At 57.4% G+C, this 16,663-nt stretch carries 18 protein-coding genes and 1 tRNA gene; 8 read left to right on the top strand and 11 right to left on the bottom strand.

Annotated elements, in window-relative coordinates; all coding sequences use genetic code 11:
- Nucleotides 1–15: 15 nt before the first annotated feature.
- The 6 genes from RDK48_RS00285 to RDK48_RS00260 all read right to left on the bottom strand — a co-directional run bounded on the left by RDK48_RS00285 (nucleotide 16) and on the right by RDK48_RS00260 (nucleotide 4,717).
- Nucleotides 16–1,146, bottom strand: coding sequence for an AAA family ATPase (locus RDK48_RS00285; RefSeq protein WP_298995948.1), 1,131 nt, complete (start codon nucleotides 1,144–1,146; stop codon nucleotides 16–18).
- Between the two features lie 249 nt (nucleotides 1,147–1,395).
- A complete protein-coding gene (locus tag RDK48_RS00280) occupies nucleotides 1,396–1,605 on the bottom strand; it encodes an AlpA family transcriptional regulator (protein WP_298995945.1) in 210 nt (69 codons plus the stop codon).
- A 151-nt stretch (nucleotides 1,606–1,756) separates the two neighbouring features.
- The gene (locus tag RDK48_RS00275) at nucleotides 1,757–2,674 is read right to left on the bottom strand and encodes a hypothetical protein (protein WP_298995943.1); all 918 of its coding nucleotides are present in this window, start codon (nucleotides 2,672–2,674) and stop codon (nucleotides 1,757–1,759) included.
- A gap of 111 nt (nucleotides 2,675–2,785) precedes the next feature.
- Nucleotides 2,786–3,985, bottom strand: coding sequence for an integrase arm-type DNA-binding domain-containing protein (locus tag RDK48_RS00270; protein WP_298995941.1), 1,200 nt, complete (start codon nucleotides 3,983–3,985; stop codon nucleotides 2,786–2,788).
- Between the two features lie 173 nt (nucleotides 3,986–4,158).
- Nucleotides 4,159–4,244, bottom strand: a tRNA-Leu gene (locus RDK48_RS00265).
- 41 nt (nucleotides 4,245–4,285) lie between these two features.
- Nucleotides 4,286–4,717, bottom strand: a complete 432-nt coding sequence (locus tag RDK48_RS00260; protein WP_192112768.1) for a hypothetical protein — start codon at nucleotides 4,715–4,717, stop codon at nucleotides 4,286–4,288.
- Between the two features lie 122 nt (nucleotides 4,718–4,839).
- Between RDK48_RS00260 and RDK48_RS00255 the strand changes: the two genes are divergently transcribed.
- A complete protein-coding gene (locus RDK48_RS00255; protein WP_298995938.1) occupies nucleotides 4,840–5,310 on the top strand; it encodes a phosphatidylglycerophosphatase A in 471 nt (156 codons plus the stop codon).
- 103 nt (nucleotides 5,311–5,413) lie between these two features.
- Here the strand turns inward: RDK48_RS00255 and infA are convergent, their stop codons facing one another.
- From infA to RDK48_RS00230, 5 genes are all read right to left on the bottom strand, one after another.
- On the bottom strand, nucleotides 5,414–5,632 hold the full coding sequence (gene infA / locus RDK48_RS00250; protein ID WP_006008898.1) for a translation initiation factor IF-1: 219 nt from the start codon (nucleotides 5,630–5,632) through the stop codon (nucleotides 5,414–5,416).
- 136 nt (nucleotides 5,633–5,768) lie between these two features.
- Entirely contained in the window at nucleotides 5,769–6,614 is an 846-nt protein-coding gene (gene lgt / locus RDK48_RS00245) for a prolipoprotein diacylglyceryl transferase (protein ID WP_298995936.1), read from the bottom strand.
- Complete coding sequence (moaC, locus tag RDK48_RS00240) at nucleotides 6,611–7,102, bottom strand: cyclic pyranopterin monophosphate synthase MoaC (RefSeq protein ID WP_298995933.1); 492 nt, start codon at nucleotides 7,100–7,102, stop codon at nucleotides 6,611–6,613. Before moaC ends, lgt begins: the two co-directional genes overlap by 4 nt.
- Before the next feature lie 233 nt (nucleotides 7,103–7,335).
- Nucleotides 7,336–8,544 (bottom strand): metal-dependent hydrolase, encoded by a 1,209-nt coding sequence (locus tag RDK48_RS00235; RefSeq protein WP_298995930.1) that lies wholly within the window; start codon nucleotides 8,542–8,544, stop codon nucleotides 7,336–7,338.
- A gap of 3 nt (nucleotides 8,545–8,547) precedes the next feature.
- On the bottom strand, nucleotides 8,548–8,886 hold the full coding sequence (locus tag RDK48_RS00230; protein ID WP_298995928.1) for a chemotaxis protein: 339 nt from the start codon (nucleotides 8,884–8,886) through the stop codon (nucleotides 8,548–8,550).
- Between the two features lie 260 nt (nucleotides 8,887–9,146).
- Between RDK48_RS00230 and RDK48_RS00225 the strand changes: the two genes are divergently transcribed.
- From RDK48_RS00225 to RDK48_RS00195, 7 genes are all read left to right on the top strand, one after another.
- A complete protein-coding gene (locus RDK48_RS00225) occupies nucleotides 9,147–9,788 on the top strand; it encodes a phosphatidylserine decarboxylase family protein (protein WP_298995926.1) in 642 nt (213 codons plus the stop codon).
- A 62-nt stretch (nucleotides 9,789–9,850) separates the two neighbouring features.
- Nucleotides 9,851–10,615: a CDP-diacylglycerol--serine O-phosphatidyltransferase gene (gene pssA, locus RDK48_RS00220; RefSeq protein ID WP_374042241.1), complete on the top strand. Its 765-nt coding sequence runs from the start codon at nucleotides 9,851–9,853 to the stop codon at nucleotides 10,613–10,615.
- A gap of 115 nt (nucleotides 10,616–10,730) precedes the next feature.
- The gene (locus tag RDK48_RS00215) at nucleotides 10,731–12,278 is read left to right on the top strand and encodes a 2-isopropylmalate synthase (RefSeq protein WP_298995924.1); all 1,548 of its coding nucleotides are present in this window, start codon (nucleotides 10,731–10,733) and stop codon (nucleotides 12,276–12,278) included.
- Nucleotides 12,279–12,476: 198 nt separating this feature from the next.
- Complete coding sequence (locus RDK48_RS00210) at nucleotides 12,477–13,739, top strand: 3-isopropylmalate dehydratase large subunit (protein ID WP_298995920.1); 1,263 nt, start codon at nucleotides 12,477–12,479, stop codon at nucleotides 13,737–13,739.
- A gap of 68 nt (nucleotides 13,740–13,807) precedes the next feature.
- Nucleotides 13,808–14,299 carry a 3-isopropylmalate dehydratase small subunit gene (locus RDK48_RS00205; protein WP_298995918.1) on the top strand — a complete coding sequence of 164 codons (492 nt, stop codon included), beginning with the start codon at nucleotides 13,808–13,810 and terminating at the stop codon, nucleotides 14,297–14,299.
- A gap of 317 nt (nucleotides 14,300–14,616) precedes the next feature.
- The gene (leuB, locus tag RDK48_RS00200) at nucleotides 14,617–15,690 is read left to right on the top strand and encodes a 3-isopropylmalate dehydrogenase (protein WP_298995916.1); all 1,074 of its coding nucleotides are present in this window, start codon (nucleotides 14,617–14,619) and stop codon (nucleotides 15,688–15,690) included.
- Between the two features lie 100 nt (nucleotides 15,691–15,790).
- On the top strand, nucleotides 15,791–16,648 hold the full coding sequence (locus RDK48_RS00195) for a (Fe-S)-binding protein (protein WP_298995914.1): 858 nt from the start codon (nucleotides 15,791–15,793) through the stop codon (nucleotides 16,646–16,648).
- Nucleotides 16,649–16,663 lie beyond the last annotated feature (15 nt).

Here is a 16,663-nt window from a genome sequence, read left to right as displayed (position 1 = left end):
GTTACTGGTGCGTCACTAGTGACGGTGCTGTGACGTGCCGGGGGTGGTGGCAAAGGAATATCTGTTGTTTTCAACGCAGATTTTGCCAAGAGTAACCAGCTTGTTGCGATCACGGTGGAAGGCAACCTTTTTTGCATTGTCATTATCTGCCGTGTGACCTGCGTAAAAGGTAGGTCGCCAGTCATCCACATGTATACTATCTGCTCCTGCCTTTTGGAGCGCAGTACGGAGGGATTCAAGCGCGTAGTTGAGAGCTGGAGAAAGTGGTTTTTCTTCCTGCAAGGCTTCCCCATCGGGCAATGCCACGCAGCTTGTAATTCTGTCGCCGTCTTCATCTGCCCCAAGGTCAACTACGGCCAAGCGGAAGGGGTGCTTTTCGCCTTCGCCGCCACCATCCTTGACCTTAACGGCCTTCCATTCTCGCTGCTGTCCATTCCTGGTAGCTTCAATGCAGCAATCCCAGCTTGGCAATTGCGTTGACGAGCCTCGCGCTCCACGGGTCAGGTCTTTGCCTGCATGATGAGTCAACAGCACAAAGCAATCCTTGCTGGCGGCAATCTGCTTGCAGCCTTCAATAAGCAAGGTCATGTCGTCCGTGCGGTTTTCATCAAGCCCCACACTGGCACAAGCTTGGGTATCCACAATGCAAAGACAACCATCGGGAAGGCTGGCCGTGATAGCCTCAAGGTCTTCTGGCTTGTAAAACGTGGTTGGGGCAGTCCCTATGCTTAGGTTTGGGGGCAACTCTTCGCCGTGATAGGCAATATATGCGGCAAGGCGGTTGCGCGTACCTTCTTGGCCCTCAAGGCTAAAAATGACCACTGGTGCAGCCTTGGACTTATGGCCATACCAAGTGCGGCCTCGGGCCACATGTACTGCAAGATCAAGGCTCAGAAACGATTTCCCAGCCGTGCTCGCCCCGTATATCTGGCCGATTCCACGCGCAGGAATGAGCCCCTTAACGCGCCAGCGTAGCGGGGGGCATTTAAGCACTTCCCCCACGCTTACCAGCGGATAAGGGGTAATGGATGGCACAGGCTGCTCTTTTAGTTCTTCTTTTGCTGGGCAAGCGGCGAGAAAGTCTTTCCGCGCCTGCTCAATCTGCGGGGTAAAGCTGGCAACAATGGCGGGGGTGTCGGCGGTCATGCTGCACCCCCGTGGTCTGGGCACGGCCAAGCAAAGCACGCAGGATCATCAAGGCGCACCCTTTCACCTCTAAACCGGCAGAGGGAAAGCGGGCGATAGCCAGCCGATATCGTGTGGAAGTGTCCGCAGCTAGAGCATTGACGATCAACGGGCGGGGCGGGTAATATGGCGGCACAGAGCATTTCCCGCATCTGTATTTCTTCCGCCCCATGCGCCGCCACGCTGGGGCTTTTTTTGTGGGCGGACATGCTAGCCCGCTCCTTGCCCCTGAGCCGCTTGATTTAAGAATTGCTCAAGGTCTTCAATTCGCCATACTGTAACGCGGGGGCTGAGGCGGGTACCTTTGGGCAGTTTTCCTTCTTTTGCCCAGCGCCAAACGGTCGCTACGCCAATGCCGTAATAAGCGGCTACGCCCTTTGCTCTCAAAGTCTTCCGATTGTTCAGTGTGACATCTTTCATAAAAAAATCCTCCCACGAGTTGTTTTTGAACTACGTGAGAGGCTACAAGCGGAACAGGCTGGTACAGCAAGATGGTACAGGCTGGTACAATCTATCCGGTAGGGTGGTACATTTTCGAGTGCCCAGGGTGGTACATGGGTGGTACAGAATATTAGGCGATACCAAGTAACCGCTTGGCACGCATGGTGATAGCACTATCTCCCACGGTAAGGGGGCTTTCATGGAGCAGCACACCCACTTGACTATAACTGAGTCCGCCTTCTTTTAAGTGCTTTGCGATCTCCACTTCGGTATATCCTTCTCCAATCATCTTTATCACCACAGCCAGTGCGCCATATCGGCCAAGGTGTTTCCGGATTGATTCGTTTTCGGCTTGTAGAGCAGCTATGAGGGCGTCTTTTTCCTGCAATGCTTCGTTGGTGGTCGCAGAAGTTTGAACTTGGCTTCTTATTTCGGCAAGCTGCGATTCCAACCCAGCGATACGGGCGTCTTTTTCCTCCAGGGACTTTCGTAGTTCTTCCCGCTCTGTCAGGAATTGCTTATTCCACCGGCGGACGCCTTCAATGTCTTCAAGTTGCTTTTTGGCCTCGGCAAGCTGGTGTTCAAGGTCAGAAGTATCAGCTTTTTCTGGCTTGGAAGATGACTGTATTCCCCAAGCATCACAATATTGATCAAAATTAAGTTGATAAATTTTTACATTCTTGAGCATCTCTTCCGTGAAGTATGGCTCACTATAGGTGTGTGCCCGAAAGCGCCCTTCATCAGTGGTAACGAGCCGTCTTCTATCGACAATATTATTATAGTCATCGTAAATAGTTACGCCGTTCAGAATATCCACCATATCAATGGGGGTAATCTCCAAGCGGTTGATTACCTCATTGGCAGTGAGAGTTGCCAGCCCCGCGTGAAGGGGTTCACCTTCCGAAGAGTCAATAGGCTGTCCATCACTTGCAGCGAGTTTTGATTCCAGTTTTTCTAACCGGTCATTAACTTCATCCATGACCTCTTCAAGTTCAGAGCTTTCTATATAGCTGGGGCCATCAATATAGTATTCATCTGGTTCACTCATGCTATCAACTCCCTTCAGTCGCTCCCTTAGAAAGCTTCCCGCCCCAGGCCGTAAGGGAACGGCTTTTCACCCTAGTGGATCAGACCAAGGCTAGGGGCAGGAAATTTGAGATCAGTTGTTATTTGCCTTCAGTTCGTCCAGATAATCTGCCCATTTCTGCATCATGCGGCGGCGCTCCGGCAAATACTCGGCATGATTGTATGCGGCCCGAATGGCGTTTTTTTCGCCGTGGGCAAGCTGGGCTTCAATTACGTCTGCTCTGTATCCTTGCTCGTTGAGTAGGGTAGAGGCCATGCTCCTGAATCCGTGGATTGTCATAACGCCCTTGGCGTAGCCCATGCGGCGTAGCGCGTTCAGAAGGCCAACATCTGAAATGTGTCGGCTTGCACTGTATAGGCTTGGGAAGAGGTATCGCCCTTCGCCAGTTAGCGCGCGCAGGTTGTCTAGCAGCGCCAGCACCTGGCCCGCCAGGGGAACGACGTGGGGGCGTTTCATTTTCATTCGTTCCGCAGGGATCGTCCATTCAGCGGCATCAATATCAATTTCGTTCCATTCTGCGCCCCGGAGCTCAACGGAGCGCACGAACACAAACGGAAGAATCTTCAATGCAAAGCAGATTGAAGGCTCCCCGGCGTATTCGTCTATTGCTTTGAGGAGGTGCCCCACTTCTGCCGGATCTGTAATGGTTGCGTAATGGTTGGTTTGTACCGGGGTGAGTGCTTCTGCTAGGCCTGCGGCAACGTCATAGCGAGTATGCCCCACAATGCGGGCATAGCGGGAAACCTGCCCGCAAAGTTGTGCAAGGCGGTGGGCGGTCACTATGGCCCCTCTTGCTTCAGCATTCTGAATCGCGGCGAGGATGTCGGCGGGTTCCAGTAGTGAAAATGGCCTGTCACCAATGAAAGGAAAAATTTGATTTTCCAAGCGAGAAAGAATTTTCTTTTGGTGAACAGGCTTCCACGCGGCCTTCTTTTTGGAGAACCACTCACGGGCCACGACTTCAAAGGTAGTTGCCTGCTCCTGTTCAACAACAGCAGCGGCGGCTTTCGCTTCCTGCTTGTGGGCGCTTGGGTCAATGCCCTGCGCCAATAGCTTCTTGGCTTGCTCGCGCCTCTCTCTGGCATCCTTCAATCCCACAGCAGGATACGTGCCCAGAGATATGCGCTTCTCCTTGCCCTGAAAGCGATATTTAAGCCGCCACCACTTGCCCCCGCTTGGGGCAACTTCAAGATAGAGCCCGCCGCCGTCAAACAGTTTGGTAGCCTTGGCGGTGGGCTTAACTGCCCGGATTGCGGTATCAGTGAGGGGCATGGGGGCAACTCCATGTGAGGGGGCAACAAGAAATGATAAGCTGCCCCTAAAGTTGCCCCCAATAACGCGATATGTCAACGGAGCTTTTGAGACTATTCAAGACTTATAATTGGGGGAATTATTAAGCCCCACAAGGCTTTTTAGGCTTTATGGGGCTTAATGAGATTGTTGTTTGGTACCCGGAGCGGGACTTGAACCCGCACAGCCTTGCGGCCGAGGGATTTTAAGTCCCTTGTGTCTACCATTCCACCATCCGGGCATTTATTGCGCGTGGCAAGCGACGTGAGCCTCTATGATCTGTTATGCGTCCGGTTCTTCCCCGGCCATATCCTGCGGGCCGGAGCCTGCAATGCGCCACGTTTTGAGGCCGCTTGGCGGGTCTTCGGGAACAGGGCGTTCCTCTTCCTGCCATTCGCCGGGCCGCAGCCAGAAAACGTGCATGGATTCAAAATTTTTGTCCAGGCACAGCAGCCTGCCGCGCACGCCCTGCGGCAGCAGGGCCGCAATTTCGAGCGCAATTTTGCGGTACACATACAGTCTGTGCGCTTCAAAAACGCACTGGAACATGAGCGCATCGCCCAGGGGCGTAAAGTCCAGATGGGCCGCCCCGGCCCGCTGGAGCAACTGCTCAACCTCGCGGGTCAGTTCTTCTTCCACTTCAAGCAGGGCCTCATATGTGAGGCTGTCGTCATAGCTGAAGTGGGCAAAAAGTTCGCTGCGGTTTTTGTCCATGAGCTTGCATATACGGCAAAGAAGCCCTTTAGGCAATAATTGCGCGTGGATGTCTTCAGTGCTGGTCTTGCGGGCCCTTTGGGCGTAAGATGCACAAAAAACACGCACATAGCGGAGGCCGCATGAGTTTTTTTGACAAGCTGATTCTGTCGTTTTGCCGTCTGGGCGTTGCCGGACTTGACCCAAAGGCTCCCGGCACGTGGGGCACGGCCATAGCCTGCCTGCTGGCGCCGTATATTTTTCTGCCCCTGTCCCTGCCGTGGAGGGCGGTGCTGCTGGTCGCGATTTTTGTGGTCGGCGGTCTGGCCTCCACACGCGCCGAGCATTTGCTTGAGCGCAAAGACCCCGGCGAGGTTGTCATCGACGAGCTGGTAGGGGTGTGGCTTGTGCTGCTGCCTTTTGAAAGCCCCAGTTTCTGGCTGGTGTTGGCGGCTTTTGCCTTTTTCCGGCTGTTCGACATCTGGAAGCCGTGGCCCGTGCGGGCTTCTGAAAACTGGCTGCCCGCCGGGTTTGGCATCATGATCGACGATGTTGTGGCTGGGGTGTGGGCCTTGCTGTGCGTGGCCTTGCTGCGTGTGCTGGGCCTTGTTTAGGCCGTAAGGGCAAGGCCACTGAATAGGCGGAAAGCTGCAAGGGGGGCGCGGCCAATGGCGCAAAAGGCCACTCTGGTGGCGGAAAAAGCCGCCGCGCCCGCCGCTACTTCATGCGGTAGGTGATGCGCCCGCGGGTAAGGTCGTAAGGGGAAAGCTCCACCTTGACGCGGTCGCCGGGCAGAATGCGGATATAAAACTTGCGCATCTTGCCGGAAATGTGGGCCAGAACTTCGTGGCCGTTCTCCAGTTCCACACGGAACATGGCATTGGGCAGGGCTTCCTGCACGACGCCGTCTACTTCGATCGATCCTTCCTTGGCCATGAGTACTCCAAAATATAATGTGGATAAACGCCGGTCAGCTTCACAAAAAAGCGGGGGGCTGTCAACACGCCGGAGCCCCTACTTGGGGGATAATCGGCGCGCAAACAGCGCCCACTGTCACTGCACGGGTTGAAAGTTATTTCTTGCGTCCCTTGGGCGATTTGCTGCCGGGGCGGGATTTGTTCTCCACAGGGGGCACATGGGCTGCAAGCATCGGGGCCTTGCGGCACAGCAGCCACAGGCCCGCCAGTATAAGCGGCACGCAGAGCAGTTGCCCCATGGTCAGCCAGCCAAAGGCCAGATAGCCGAGCTGCACGTCAGGCATGCGCACAAATTCCACGGCAAAGCGAAACACGCCGTAGCCCAGGGCAAACAGGCCGGATACCGCGCCTGTTTTTCGTGGCTTGGACGAAAAAATCCACACCATGAAAAAGAGTATCAACCCCTCAAGCGCAGCCTCGTAAAGCTGCGATGGATGGCGCGGATTAGGCCCGGCACCGGGAAACACAATGGCCCACGGCGCATCACTGACCTTGCCCCACAACTCGCCGTTGATGAAGTTGCCGAGCCGCCCGAAAAAGAGGCCCTGCGGCACCAGCGGGGCGATGAAGTCAGATACTTCCAGAAACGACCTGCCCCGCGAGCGGGCAAAATACCAGAATGCGCCGAGTACGCCCAGCAGCCCGCCATGAAAGGACATGCCGCCGTTCCAGATGCGCAGAACCTCCATAGGGTCGCTGATGTAGACAGGCAGATCATAAAACAGCACATAGCCGATTCTGCCGCCCAGAATGATGCCGATCATCACGCAGGTCAGCAGGTCGTCCACATCGGGGGCTGTCCAGCCGGAGCCGGGCCGCGAGGCGCGCCAGCGGCCCAGTGCCCAACCAAGGCCAAAGCCCGCCAGATACATAAGCCCGTACCAGCGCAGTTGCAGACTGCCGATGGAAAGGGCTACGGGGTCGATTTGAGCGAGGTTCATGCGTCAATACCCGAGGCGTTGAATTCGCCGCTTTTGCCGCCGCGTTTGTGCAGCAGGCGCACACGGCTGATGACGATATCCCGTTGCACGGCCTTGCACATGTCGTAAATGGTGGCCGCTGCTGTCTGGGCCGCAACAATGGCTTCCATTTCCACGCCGGTGGGGCCGACAGTGCGGGTTTCCGCTTCAATACGCACCGTGGGCGGCATTTCTGTTACGGTAAAGCGCACGTCCACATAGGTGAGGTTGAGGGGATGGCACATGGGGATAAGTTCGCCGGTGCGTTTGGCAGCCATGATGCCGCCAATCTTGGCGCAGGTGAGCACATCGCCCTTGGGCAGGGCATTTTTGATCAGTAGTTCCATGGTGGCCGGGGCCAGTTCTACAACTGCTTCGGCTATGGCTACGCGTTCTGTAGGCGTTTTTGCGCCCACATCCACCATGGTTACGTTGCCCTGGCTGTCGAGATGCGTAAAGTTGTCGTTCATTGATACCTCAAAAAATTCCCGCAGCACGGGCTGCCGGGATGTTGTTTCAAATATGCGTTCCGTATGTCGTGCTCGAAAAACGCAACACTCGGGAGCAAATGTTGATGCTACCCCAAAAAACAATGGGAGTCATTGCGCCTGCAATTGCGCTGCCCGCCGCAGTTTCCCGGAAGAGAAAGTTCTGGTTGAGTATTGAGCCGTGGGGGCACCGGGCTGGGCCGGACAGGGCAGGCTTAGCGCAAGCCCACAAGCCATTGCAGCAGCGTGGGACGTGTGGGCGGGCGGGGCGCTTGCCAGAAAGAGTCACGCCCGCTGTCAGAAAAGCGCATCCGCTCCCGCAGCAGGCGCTGCGGAAATGCGGCCTTTGTGGATACGAGCGGCCCTGCGGTTGTGGCATTTTCCTGCATGGAATTTTCGGCAGCGGCATCCTGCTCGGTAAGCTGCGGCGCAGGGGCCAGTTCCGCCATATATTTAAAAGGAATGTCCGCACTCGGGCGCATGTTCATGATCTTGCGCACCATGGCAAGGCTGCTGCCAAACCGCTGGTCGTGAATCATCACATAGGTGAGGGCGGGGGCGTTTGCTGGCTGCGTTGCCTGCGGATTATCGGCGGGCAGCATGTCGGCTGGCAGGGGAGCGACCACTGGCAGCAGGGTGAAATTCAAAAAAGCATCAGCGACAACAGACTGCCGCGCAAGGTCGCGGGCCAGGCTGTCAGGCAGGGCAGTGGCGGCAACTTCCGGGCCTCGAGGGGTGCCAAGGGCATTCAAGCCCTGAGTGTACACCATGCCCCCGTTGGGTGTGGCTTCCGAATACAGGGCGCGCCAGAAAAAGGGCGAAAAGGCATCCGGCAGCACCACAATTTTCTGAGGTGCGCGGCCTTCCGCCGTGAGGCGTTCACGGGTCTGCGCCGTATGCCAGGCGTTGAGGCCTATGGAAATGCCGGGATAGACAAAGAGCCACGCCATCGCCATCAACAGGAGGCCGCGCCGTGCGCGCCAGCGCCAGATGGCCCATAGCAGGGGCAGGGTGATCAGCAGGTCAATGATAAACACCGCGTTCAGCCGCACTCGCATGTGCGAGAACGGCACAAAGATCATGGTGCCGTATGTGGTGATGCAGTCCAGCCAGATGTGCAGCAAGACCATAGCCGTCATGAACAGCCATGTTTTTGCAAACCGCCAGTGACCGGGCGTTTGCGCCCTCCACAGCGAGCAGCCCACAAGTGCCAGCACCAGCCCCAGCAGCGGGGCAAAAATCAGGGAGTGCGTAATGCCCCGGTGCAATAGCAAAAATTGCATGGGGGTGTTCGCCATCAGCACATCAACATCGGGCGAGGCGGCGGCCAGGGCGGCCAAGGGCACAGCCCAGCGGCTCGCGGGGCGGTGGGGCATGGCAAGCATGGCCACCGCGCCGCTTGCGGCGTGAGTTATTGGATCCATATATTACTGCCTGAACGGGCTGCGCTGTTTGGGCACAGACCTGTATTGCGGGTCTTCGGGGTTTACGTCCGTATCAAGGCCGTTCATGCGGCGAAACTGCTGCATGCGCCATTGCTGCATGTTGGCCATGACATCGGGCCGGTTTTGATAATAGAGCATGCGCTGGGTGTTGTTTGATCCGTACACAGGGTAACGCAACTGATCTTCCACGCTCACGCCCTGAGGCTGCGAATCGCTCTCGCTGGAGGAACCCGCGCCGATGTCCCTGGGGCCGCAACCGCCCAATCCGCCCACGGCGGCCAGCAGTAGTGCAAAAAGACAGGCAACGGACTTTCTGTTCATAATCGCAGTATAGCTGTGTCATAAGAACTCTGCAACAGGGGCGGAGGCGCTCGCTCTGCGGGCAAACGCTGGCCGCGCAGGCAGATTTGTCGCTGCGACGTGACTGTGTTGCCGCCGCCTGCCCGCATCCTTGGGGCACGGTATCCACATGCGGGCTTGCCTTGCAGAAAAACGCAGGGTATGTAGCACGTTCAATACTTGTCCTTTTTTATTCAAGCGTTGTCCGGATTTGTCCGGCTACGACATATACAGGAGTCGTCATGCGTGCACCCAATTGCGGCATCACCCCCGAAGGTTGGCCTTGCATCGGCCTTACCGCGTTCAGCGCGTTGGTTTTTGCCTGCATGGGCTGGTGGCTTCTGGCCGTGATTTTTCTGGCCCTCTGCTGGTTCAGCATGCACTTTTTTCGCGATCCCGAGCGGGTTGTGCCTCAGGGCGAGGGGCTTGCCGTAAGCCCTGCGGACGGCAAGGTTATCCGCATTGAGGAACGCCCCGACCCCTTCACCGATGAACCCAAGCTGTGCATAAGCATTTTTATGAACGTGTTCAGTGTGCACGTGAACCGCGCCCCCGTGGCGGGAACTGTTGAAGGCATCCGCTATTTCCCCGGCGCGTTCGTCAACGCCGCTTTTGACAAGGCTTCCACGCACAATGAGCGCTGCGCCTACAGCATGCGCGATGCGGACGGCAACCTCTGGACCATGGTGCAGATTGCCGGGCTTATCGCCCGCCGCATTGTCTGCCGCGTTGACGAAGGCGATACCCTTGCCCGGGGGGAACGCTATGGTATGATCCGCTTTGGCTCGCGAGTTGACCTTTACCTTCCTCAGGGATATGTTGCGGCCACGCGCATCGGCGAACAGGTCTTCGCCGGGCAGAGCGTGGTGGCTAGAGTGAAGTAGCATAGCCGAAGAATGTGCCCTTAAAGCCGATAGATCGGCACCTAGTTTAGTAAAGATGGTGAATGATGGCCCCGGAAGTTAAAAAGCCGCGCAAAGGAGTATACCTCCTGCCGAACATGATCACGACGTTGAGCATGTTTCTCGGCTTTTTGTCCATGGTCTGGGCCGTGCAGGGGCGTTTTGAATCGGCCTGCCTCGCCATCCTGCTCTCCGCCGTCATGGACGGTCTGGACGGCAAGGTTGCCCGCCTCACCAATACGGCCAGCGAGTTCGGCGTTCAGTACGATTCGCTTTCCGATCTTGTGGCCTTTGGCATTGCCCCGGCCATGCTTATGTGGCAGTGGGAGCTTTCGGCCCTTGGACGCATGGGGCTTGCCGCCGCCTTCATTTACGCAGCCTGCGGCGCTTTGCGCCTTGCGCGCTTTAACGTGAGCACGGCGGCTGTGGGCAAGCGCTTTTTCATCGGTCTGCCCATTCCTGCGGGTGGCTGCACCGTGGTCACCTTTGTATTTTGCGCTGCGCATTTCCCTGCCGTTATGGCTTCGGCCCTGCCCTACATGACCCTTGTTCTCGCCATTGGCGTAGGGGTTTTGATGGTCAGCAAGGTGCGCTATTTTTCCTTTAAGGAATATGATTTCCTGCGTGCCCATCCCATCCGCACCATGCTTTTCTTCCTGCTTGTGCTCGGAACGGTCATTTCCTTTCCGCGCGTCATGGGATTTGTGCTTTGCGCCGTCTACATCATTGGCGGCGTTGTCTACACCTTCGTCATCCTTCCCCGCCGCAATCGTCAGCTACTACGCGCCCTATCGCCCCAGAGCGATTGAGGTTGCGTAACGGTTGCCGCCCCCTTAGGGCGGAAACGCTCCCCTGGACAGCCGCCCTTTACGGTGGCCGTTATGCAAGATATAGCCATCTTTGTCAGAACCAGAGGAGTTTGTCATGAACAACCGCGTCTATTTTTTCGACACCACCTTGCGCGATGGCGAGCAGTCGCCCGGCGCCACCATGAATTTGCAGGAAAAGCTGCGTGTAGCCCACCAGCTTGAAGTGCTCGGCGTGGACATTATGGAAGCGGGCTTTCCCGCCTCCAGCCCCGGCGATTTTGAGTCTGTGCAGCGCATTGCCGCCCAGGCTGGCGACATCCAGGTGGCGGGCCTTGCCCGTTGCGTCCCCAATGACATCGACCGTTGCTGGGAAGCCGTGAAAGTGGCTAAGAATCCCCGCATCCATGTCTTTTTGTCCACGTCTCCTCTGCACATGAAGCACAAGCTGCGCAAAGACCCCGAAGACGTTCTTGCCATGATCGTTGAGGGCGTCAAACGTTGCGCCACATATACCAGCAACGTGGAATTTTCCCTTGAGGATTTTTCACGCACGGAAGGCGATTTTGCCTGCCGCGTGGTCGAGGCCGCCATCAAGGCCGGGGCCAGCACCATCAATCTGCCCGATACCGTGGGCTATGCCGAGCCGCAGGAATACGCCGCGCTGCTTGAACACGTCATCAAGAACACGCCCAACAGTGACAAAGCCATCTTCAGCGTGCACTGCCACAACGACCTCGGCCTTGCCGTGGCCAACACATTGGCCGCCTTCCGCGTGGGGGTGCGCCAGGCAGAGGTTACGCTGTGCGGCATTGGCGAGCGCGCCGGTAACGCCGCCCTTGAAGAAGTGGTCATGAACCTGCGTGTGCGCCACGACTATTTCCAGCTTGAGCACAACATCGTTACCGAGCAGCTTTACCCTTCGTGCCGCCTGCTTTCCATGACCATTGGTCAGCCCATTGCCAACAACAAGTCCATTGTGGGCGCCAACGCCTTTGCGCACGAGTCGGGCATCCATCAGGACGGCATGCTCAAGAACCGCGAAACTTACGAGATCATGACTCCGCAGTCTGTGGGCCGCACCGAGAGCAATCTTGTGATCGGCAAGCACTCCGGCCGTAACGCAGTGCGCAACAAGTTTGAAAGCATGGGCTACAAGCTGGACGATGAGCAGCTCAACCTCGTTTTTGAAGCTGTGAAGCAGCTGGCCGACCGCAAGAAAACCCTGCTCGATGATGACCTCATGGCCCTTGTGCAGGAAGAAGTCTACCGCATGCCCGATCTTTTCCGCCTGCGTCATGTGAGCGTGCAGAGTTCCGATGCGGGCGGCGTGCCGCCCACGGCAGCAGTCATCATGGACATCAAGGGGATTGAAAGCAGCGGCGCTGGCTTTGGCGTTGGCCCCGTGGACGCCCTGTTCAACGTGATCGCTGACATGGTGGGCCGCCAGCCCGAGCTTGAGCAGTACGCCATCAACGCCATCACTGGCGGCACCGATGCCCAGGGCGAAGTGACCGTGCGTCTGCGCGAGGGCGAAGTGAGCGCCGTGGGGCGCGGCACCCATCCGGATATTTTTGTCGCCAGCGCGCGTGCATACGTCAACGCCCTTAATCACCTGTTCAAGAAGGAACAGGAAGGGCCGCGGCTGCACTGCCAGCACGATTAAGGGCTGTTCCTCTGGTCTGCAACGGGTCTGACCGCCCCTCCCTTGGGGCGGCTGGCCCGCGAGCCGGAACGCTCAGCGCCACGCAGGCAAAGCCTGTGCGCGCGAAATAAAAAACAGGCGCTCGATTTTTGCCGCGCCTTACGAAACACCGTATTCGCCGCGCCCCCCTCGGTGGAGCCAGGATGAAAGGAGTAGATCATGCCACAGACGCTTGCGCAAAAAATTTTGCAAGCCCACACAGACGAAGTTGTGGAACAGGACGGCCAGATTGTTCAGTGCCGTGTGTCGCTGGTGCTTGCCAATGACATCACCGGGCCGCTGGCCATCAAATCTTTCAGGGGAATGGGCGCGGAAAAGGTTTTTGACAAAGACAAGATCGCTCTGGTCATGGATCACTTTACGCCGCAAAAAGATATTGATTCCGCCAATCAGGTCATGGTGACCCGCAAGTTCGCCGAAGAACAGAACATCACCCACTATTATGAAGGCGGCGACTGCGGCGTGGAACACACCCTGCTGCCCGAGCAGGGCCTTGTGGGTCCCGGTGATGTGGTCATCGGCGCAGACAGTCATACCTGCACCTACGGCGGCATCGGCGCTTTTGCCACGGGCATGGGCTCTACCGATATTGCCGCCGCAATGGCGCTGGGCGAAACCTGGTTCAAGGTGCCGTCCACAATCCGCGTCAATATTGATGGCCAGATGCCCAAGTGGCTGCGCGGCAAAGATCTGATGCTCATGCTCATCGGCGCCATCGGCGTGGACGGTGCTCTCTACAAGGCCCTGGAATTCGGCGGTTCTGTGGTGGATGATCTTTCCGTTGAAGGCCGCCTGTGCATGGCAAACATGGCTATTGAAGCAGGTGGCAAGGTGGGCCTGTTTGCGGTGGACGCCAAAACGCGCGCCTACTGCGCGGAGCACAATCGCCCTGGCCTGACGCAGGATCTGGCCGCAGACCCCGGCGCGGTTTACGAGCGCGTGGTCAATATTGACGTGACCGGCAAGGAGCCTGTGGTGGCCTGCCCGCACCTGCCCTCCAACGTCAAGCCAGTCTCCGAGGTGCGCAACACGCCCATCCAGCAGGTGGTTATCGGTTCCTGCACCAATGGCCGCATCAGCGACATGCGCGATGCCGCCGAAGTGCTGCGGGGCCGCAAGGTTGCCAAGCATCTGCGCTGCATTGTGCTGCCCTCCACGCCCACGGTATGGAAGCAGTGCCTCAAGGAAGGCCTCATTGAAACCTTCATGGACTCCGGCTGCGTGGTTGGTCCCTGCACGTGCGGCCCCTGCCTTGGCGGTCACATGGGCATCCTGGGCGATGGCGAACGTGCTGTGGCCACCACCAACCGCAATTTCAAGGGCCGCATGGGCAGCCTGAGTTCCGAGGTTTATCTGGCAAGCCCCATCGTGGCAGCCGCTTCGGCCATTGCGGGTTGCGTGGCCGGGCCTGATCAGCTCTAGGCAGCACACTCAGTACCTGTCTGTGCCCTGGCTCACCGCGCCCGGCGCAGAGAAAGAAGGACAGCCTCATGAATTACAAAGGTAAGGCCCACAAAGTGGGCGAACACATTGATACGGACGCTATCATTCCCGCGCGTTTTCTTGTCACCACCGATTCCAAAAAGCTGGGCGAAAACTGCATGTCCGGCCTTGAACCCGATTGGGTCAAGCGTGTGACCCCCGGCGATATCATGGTCGCGGGCCGCAACTTTGGTTGCGGTTCTTCCCGTGAGCACGCGCCAATAGCCATTCTTGGCGCGGGCATGTCGGTGGTTATCGGTCACAGCTTTGCGCGCATTTTTTACCGCAACTCCTTCAATATGGGCCTGCTGCTCATGGAAGTGGGCGATGATGTGGACAAGATCAATGACGGCGACGAGCTGGAAATCGATGCCGTCACAGGCATTATTCGCGATCTGACCAACGGCGCGCAGATAACCTGCCCGCCGCTGCCCAAGTCCATGGCTGCCATCCTGGAGAAGGGCGGTTTGGTCGGCTATGTCAAGGAGCGCCTGGCCTAAATTGGCCTTTTGCTCTCTGGCTGCGTTAGATAATCCTTTTTACTCCGGTCGAGTACCATGAGAGTACACTCCTTGCGTAAAGGATTATCTGCCTTGCCAGAGAACGAAAATCCAATTTTTACAGGATATTTTTGGCCAGAACTGCGTCAAAACGGGCTTTTGCCTCCAGTCGAATACCGTAAGAGTATACTCCTGTCGGCAAATCCCCTTTTTCCTTGTTCTGGCGCAAAAATCTTCATGTAAAAAAATAGCTGGTAAGTTATTGTCGGGCGAACAGGATGAGCATCAACAGAAAGCATTGAGTTCAAGGATATTTTATGAAAAAGACCATATGCCTCTTGCCGGGTGACGGCATCGGCCCGGAGATTCTGGCCGAAGGTGTTAAGGTTCTCAAGGCCGCCGCTGAAAAGTTCGGCCACGAATTTGTTTTCGACACTGCCCACATCGGCGGTTCCGCCATCGATGCAGCTGGCGACCCCCTGCCGGAAGAAACCGTGCGCAAGTGCCGCAATGCCGACGCCGTGTTTCTGGCGGCTGTGGGCGGCCCCAAGTGGGACGCCCTCGCGCCTGAAAAACGCCCGGAAAAAGGCCTGCTGCGCATCCGCAAGGAGCTTGAGCTTTTTGCCAACCTGCGCCCGGCCATGCTGTTGCCCGAACTGGCAGGCGCGTGCCTGCTGCGGGCCGATATTGCCGCCAAGGGCCTTGACCTCGTGGTTGTGCGCGAACTGACCGGCGACATCTATTTTGGCGAGCCGCGCGGGCAGGAAATGCGCGATGGCCTGCGCACCGGCTACAACACCATGGTGTACAACGAGGAAGAAATCCGCCGTATTGCCACGGTAGCCTTTGAAACGGCCCGCAAACGCCGCAACAAGGTCTGCTCTGTGGAAAAGAGCAACGTGCTGGAAACCTCGCGCCTGTGGAAGGAAGTGGTCATTGAAACGCACCGCCAGTATGCGGATGTGGAACTGACCCACATGTACGTGGACAATGCCGCCATGCAGCTTGTGCGCGATCCTTCGCAGTTTGACGTGATCCTCACGGGCAATATTTTTGGCGATATTCTGTCGGACGAAGCCTCGGTCATCACCGGCTCGCTGGGCATGCTGCCCTCGGCCTCCATGGGCGCTTCCGGCCCCGGCCTGTTTGAACCCATTCACGGCTCCGCCCCCGACATTGCGGGACAGAACAAGGCCAACCCCCTTGCCACCATTCTTTCCGGGGCCATGATGCTGCGCCTTGGCTTTGACATGAGCAAGGAAGCCGATGCCATTGAGGCTGCAGTGCGCAAAGCTCTGGCTGATGGTTTCCGTACTGGCGACATTATGGAACCCGGCAAAACCCTGCTGGGTTGCAAAGAAATGGGCGACAAGGTTGTGGAGCGGCTGTAGCCGCTGCTCCGAACCATTTCAAAAGGCCGTCCGCACCATCGGGCGGCCTTTTGTGGTTTTTACCATGCAGACTTTTGCATAAGGGCATAGAGGCGGAATCATGAAAGCGACCACAGGCAAATTGAGCGGCTGGGTAGTAAAGAGCGCGTGCGGCAGAGATTTTGAAACGCAGCTTCAGGATGTTGCAGCCACAGGCCAGCACGGTGCGCCGCAGGTACTGCGGGCAATGGCTCTGGGAGCCAACGGCTTTGCAAGCGCTCCGCAACAGGCTGATCTTGCGGTGGTTTTCGGCTGTTACAGGCCGTTCAGCACACCCAATATTTTGCGCGAGGTGGCGTGGATTTTGGGCCGCCTTGGCATGGCCCACACCTGGCTGGAGAAAGAAAACTGCTGCGGTTTACCCTTGCTGCATCAGGTCGCGTCAGAGGACAGACCGCAGATGGTAGAAACCGCCAAGGGTTTTGTGCGGGGCAACAGCTCGGCGGCAGCGCAGAAGGGTGCATCCCGCCTCGCATATTGCTGCGCAGGCTGCGCGCACGTGGCCGAGTCGGTTGATGCCGGGGGTGATGTTTCCCACAGCTATATTCTTGACGTGCTGCTAGACGCCCTGAAAGGACAGAGCCTGCGGATCAAACCCCTGAAAGTGGCCTATTTTGAAGGATGCCACACCTCTTATCGCAGGCATTTTCCGCAGACGTCGCTGAACTGGCCCGCTTACAGGCAGTTTCTTGAAGGGGTGGAAGGGCTTGCTGTCCAGGATATTGCAGGCGGCCTGTGCTGTAAAAATCAGCCTGACCGCATTGTGGCGGCGGCGCTGGATGGCGGCGTTGACGCCCTTGTATGCGCCTGTTCCGGCTGTACTGTGGCCCTGCGCGGTTCTGGTCAGGGCAAACTCAGGGTCATGAGTTATACCGAATTGCTGGCCCGTGCCTTGGGGTATGAACCTTCAGGGCTGTAGCGTTCTTGCAGCAGA

Source organism: uncultured Desulfovibrio sp., assembly GCF_902477725.1.
Taxonomy (GTDB): domain Bacteria; phylum Desulfobacterota; class Desulfovibrionia; order Desulfovibrionales; family Desulfovibrionaceae; genus Desulfovibrio.
Note: the sequence above shows the minus strand (reverse complement) of the source record. Positions and strands in the feature narration are given on the sequence as shown.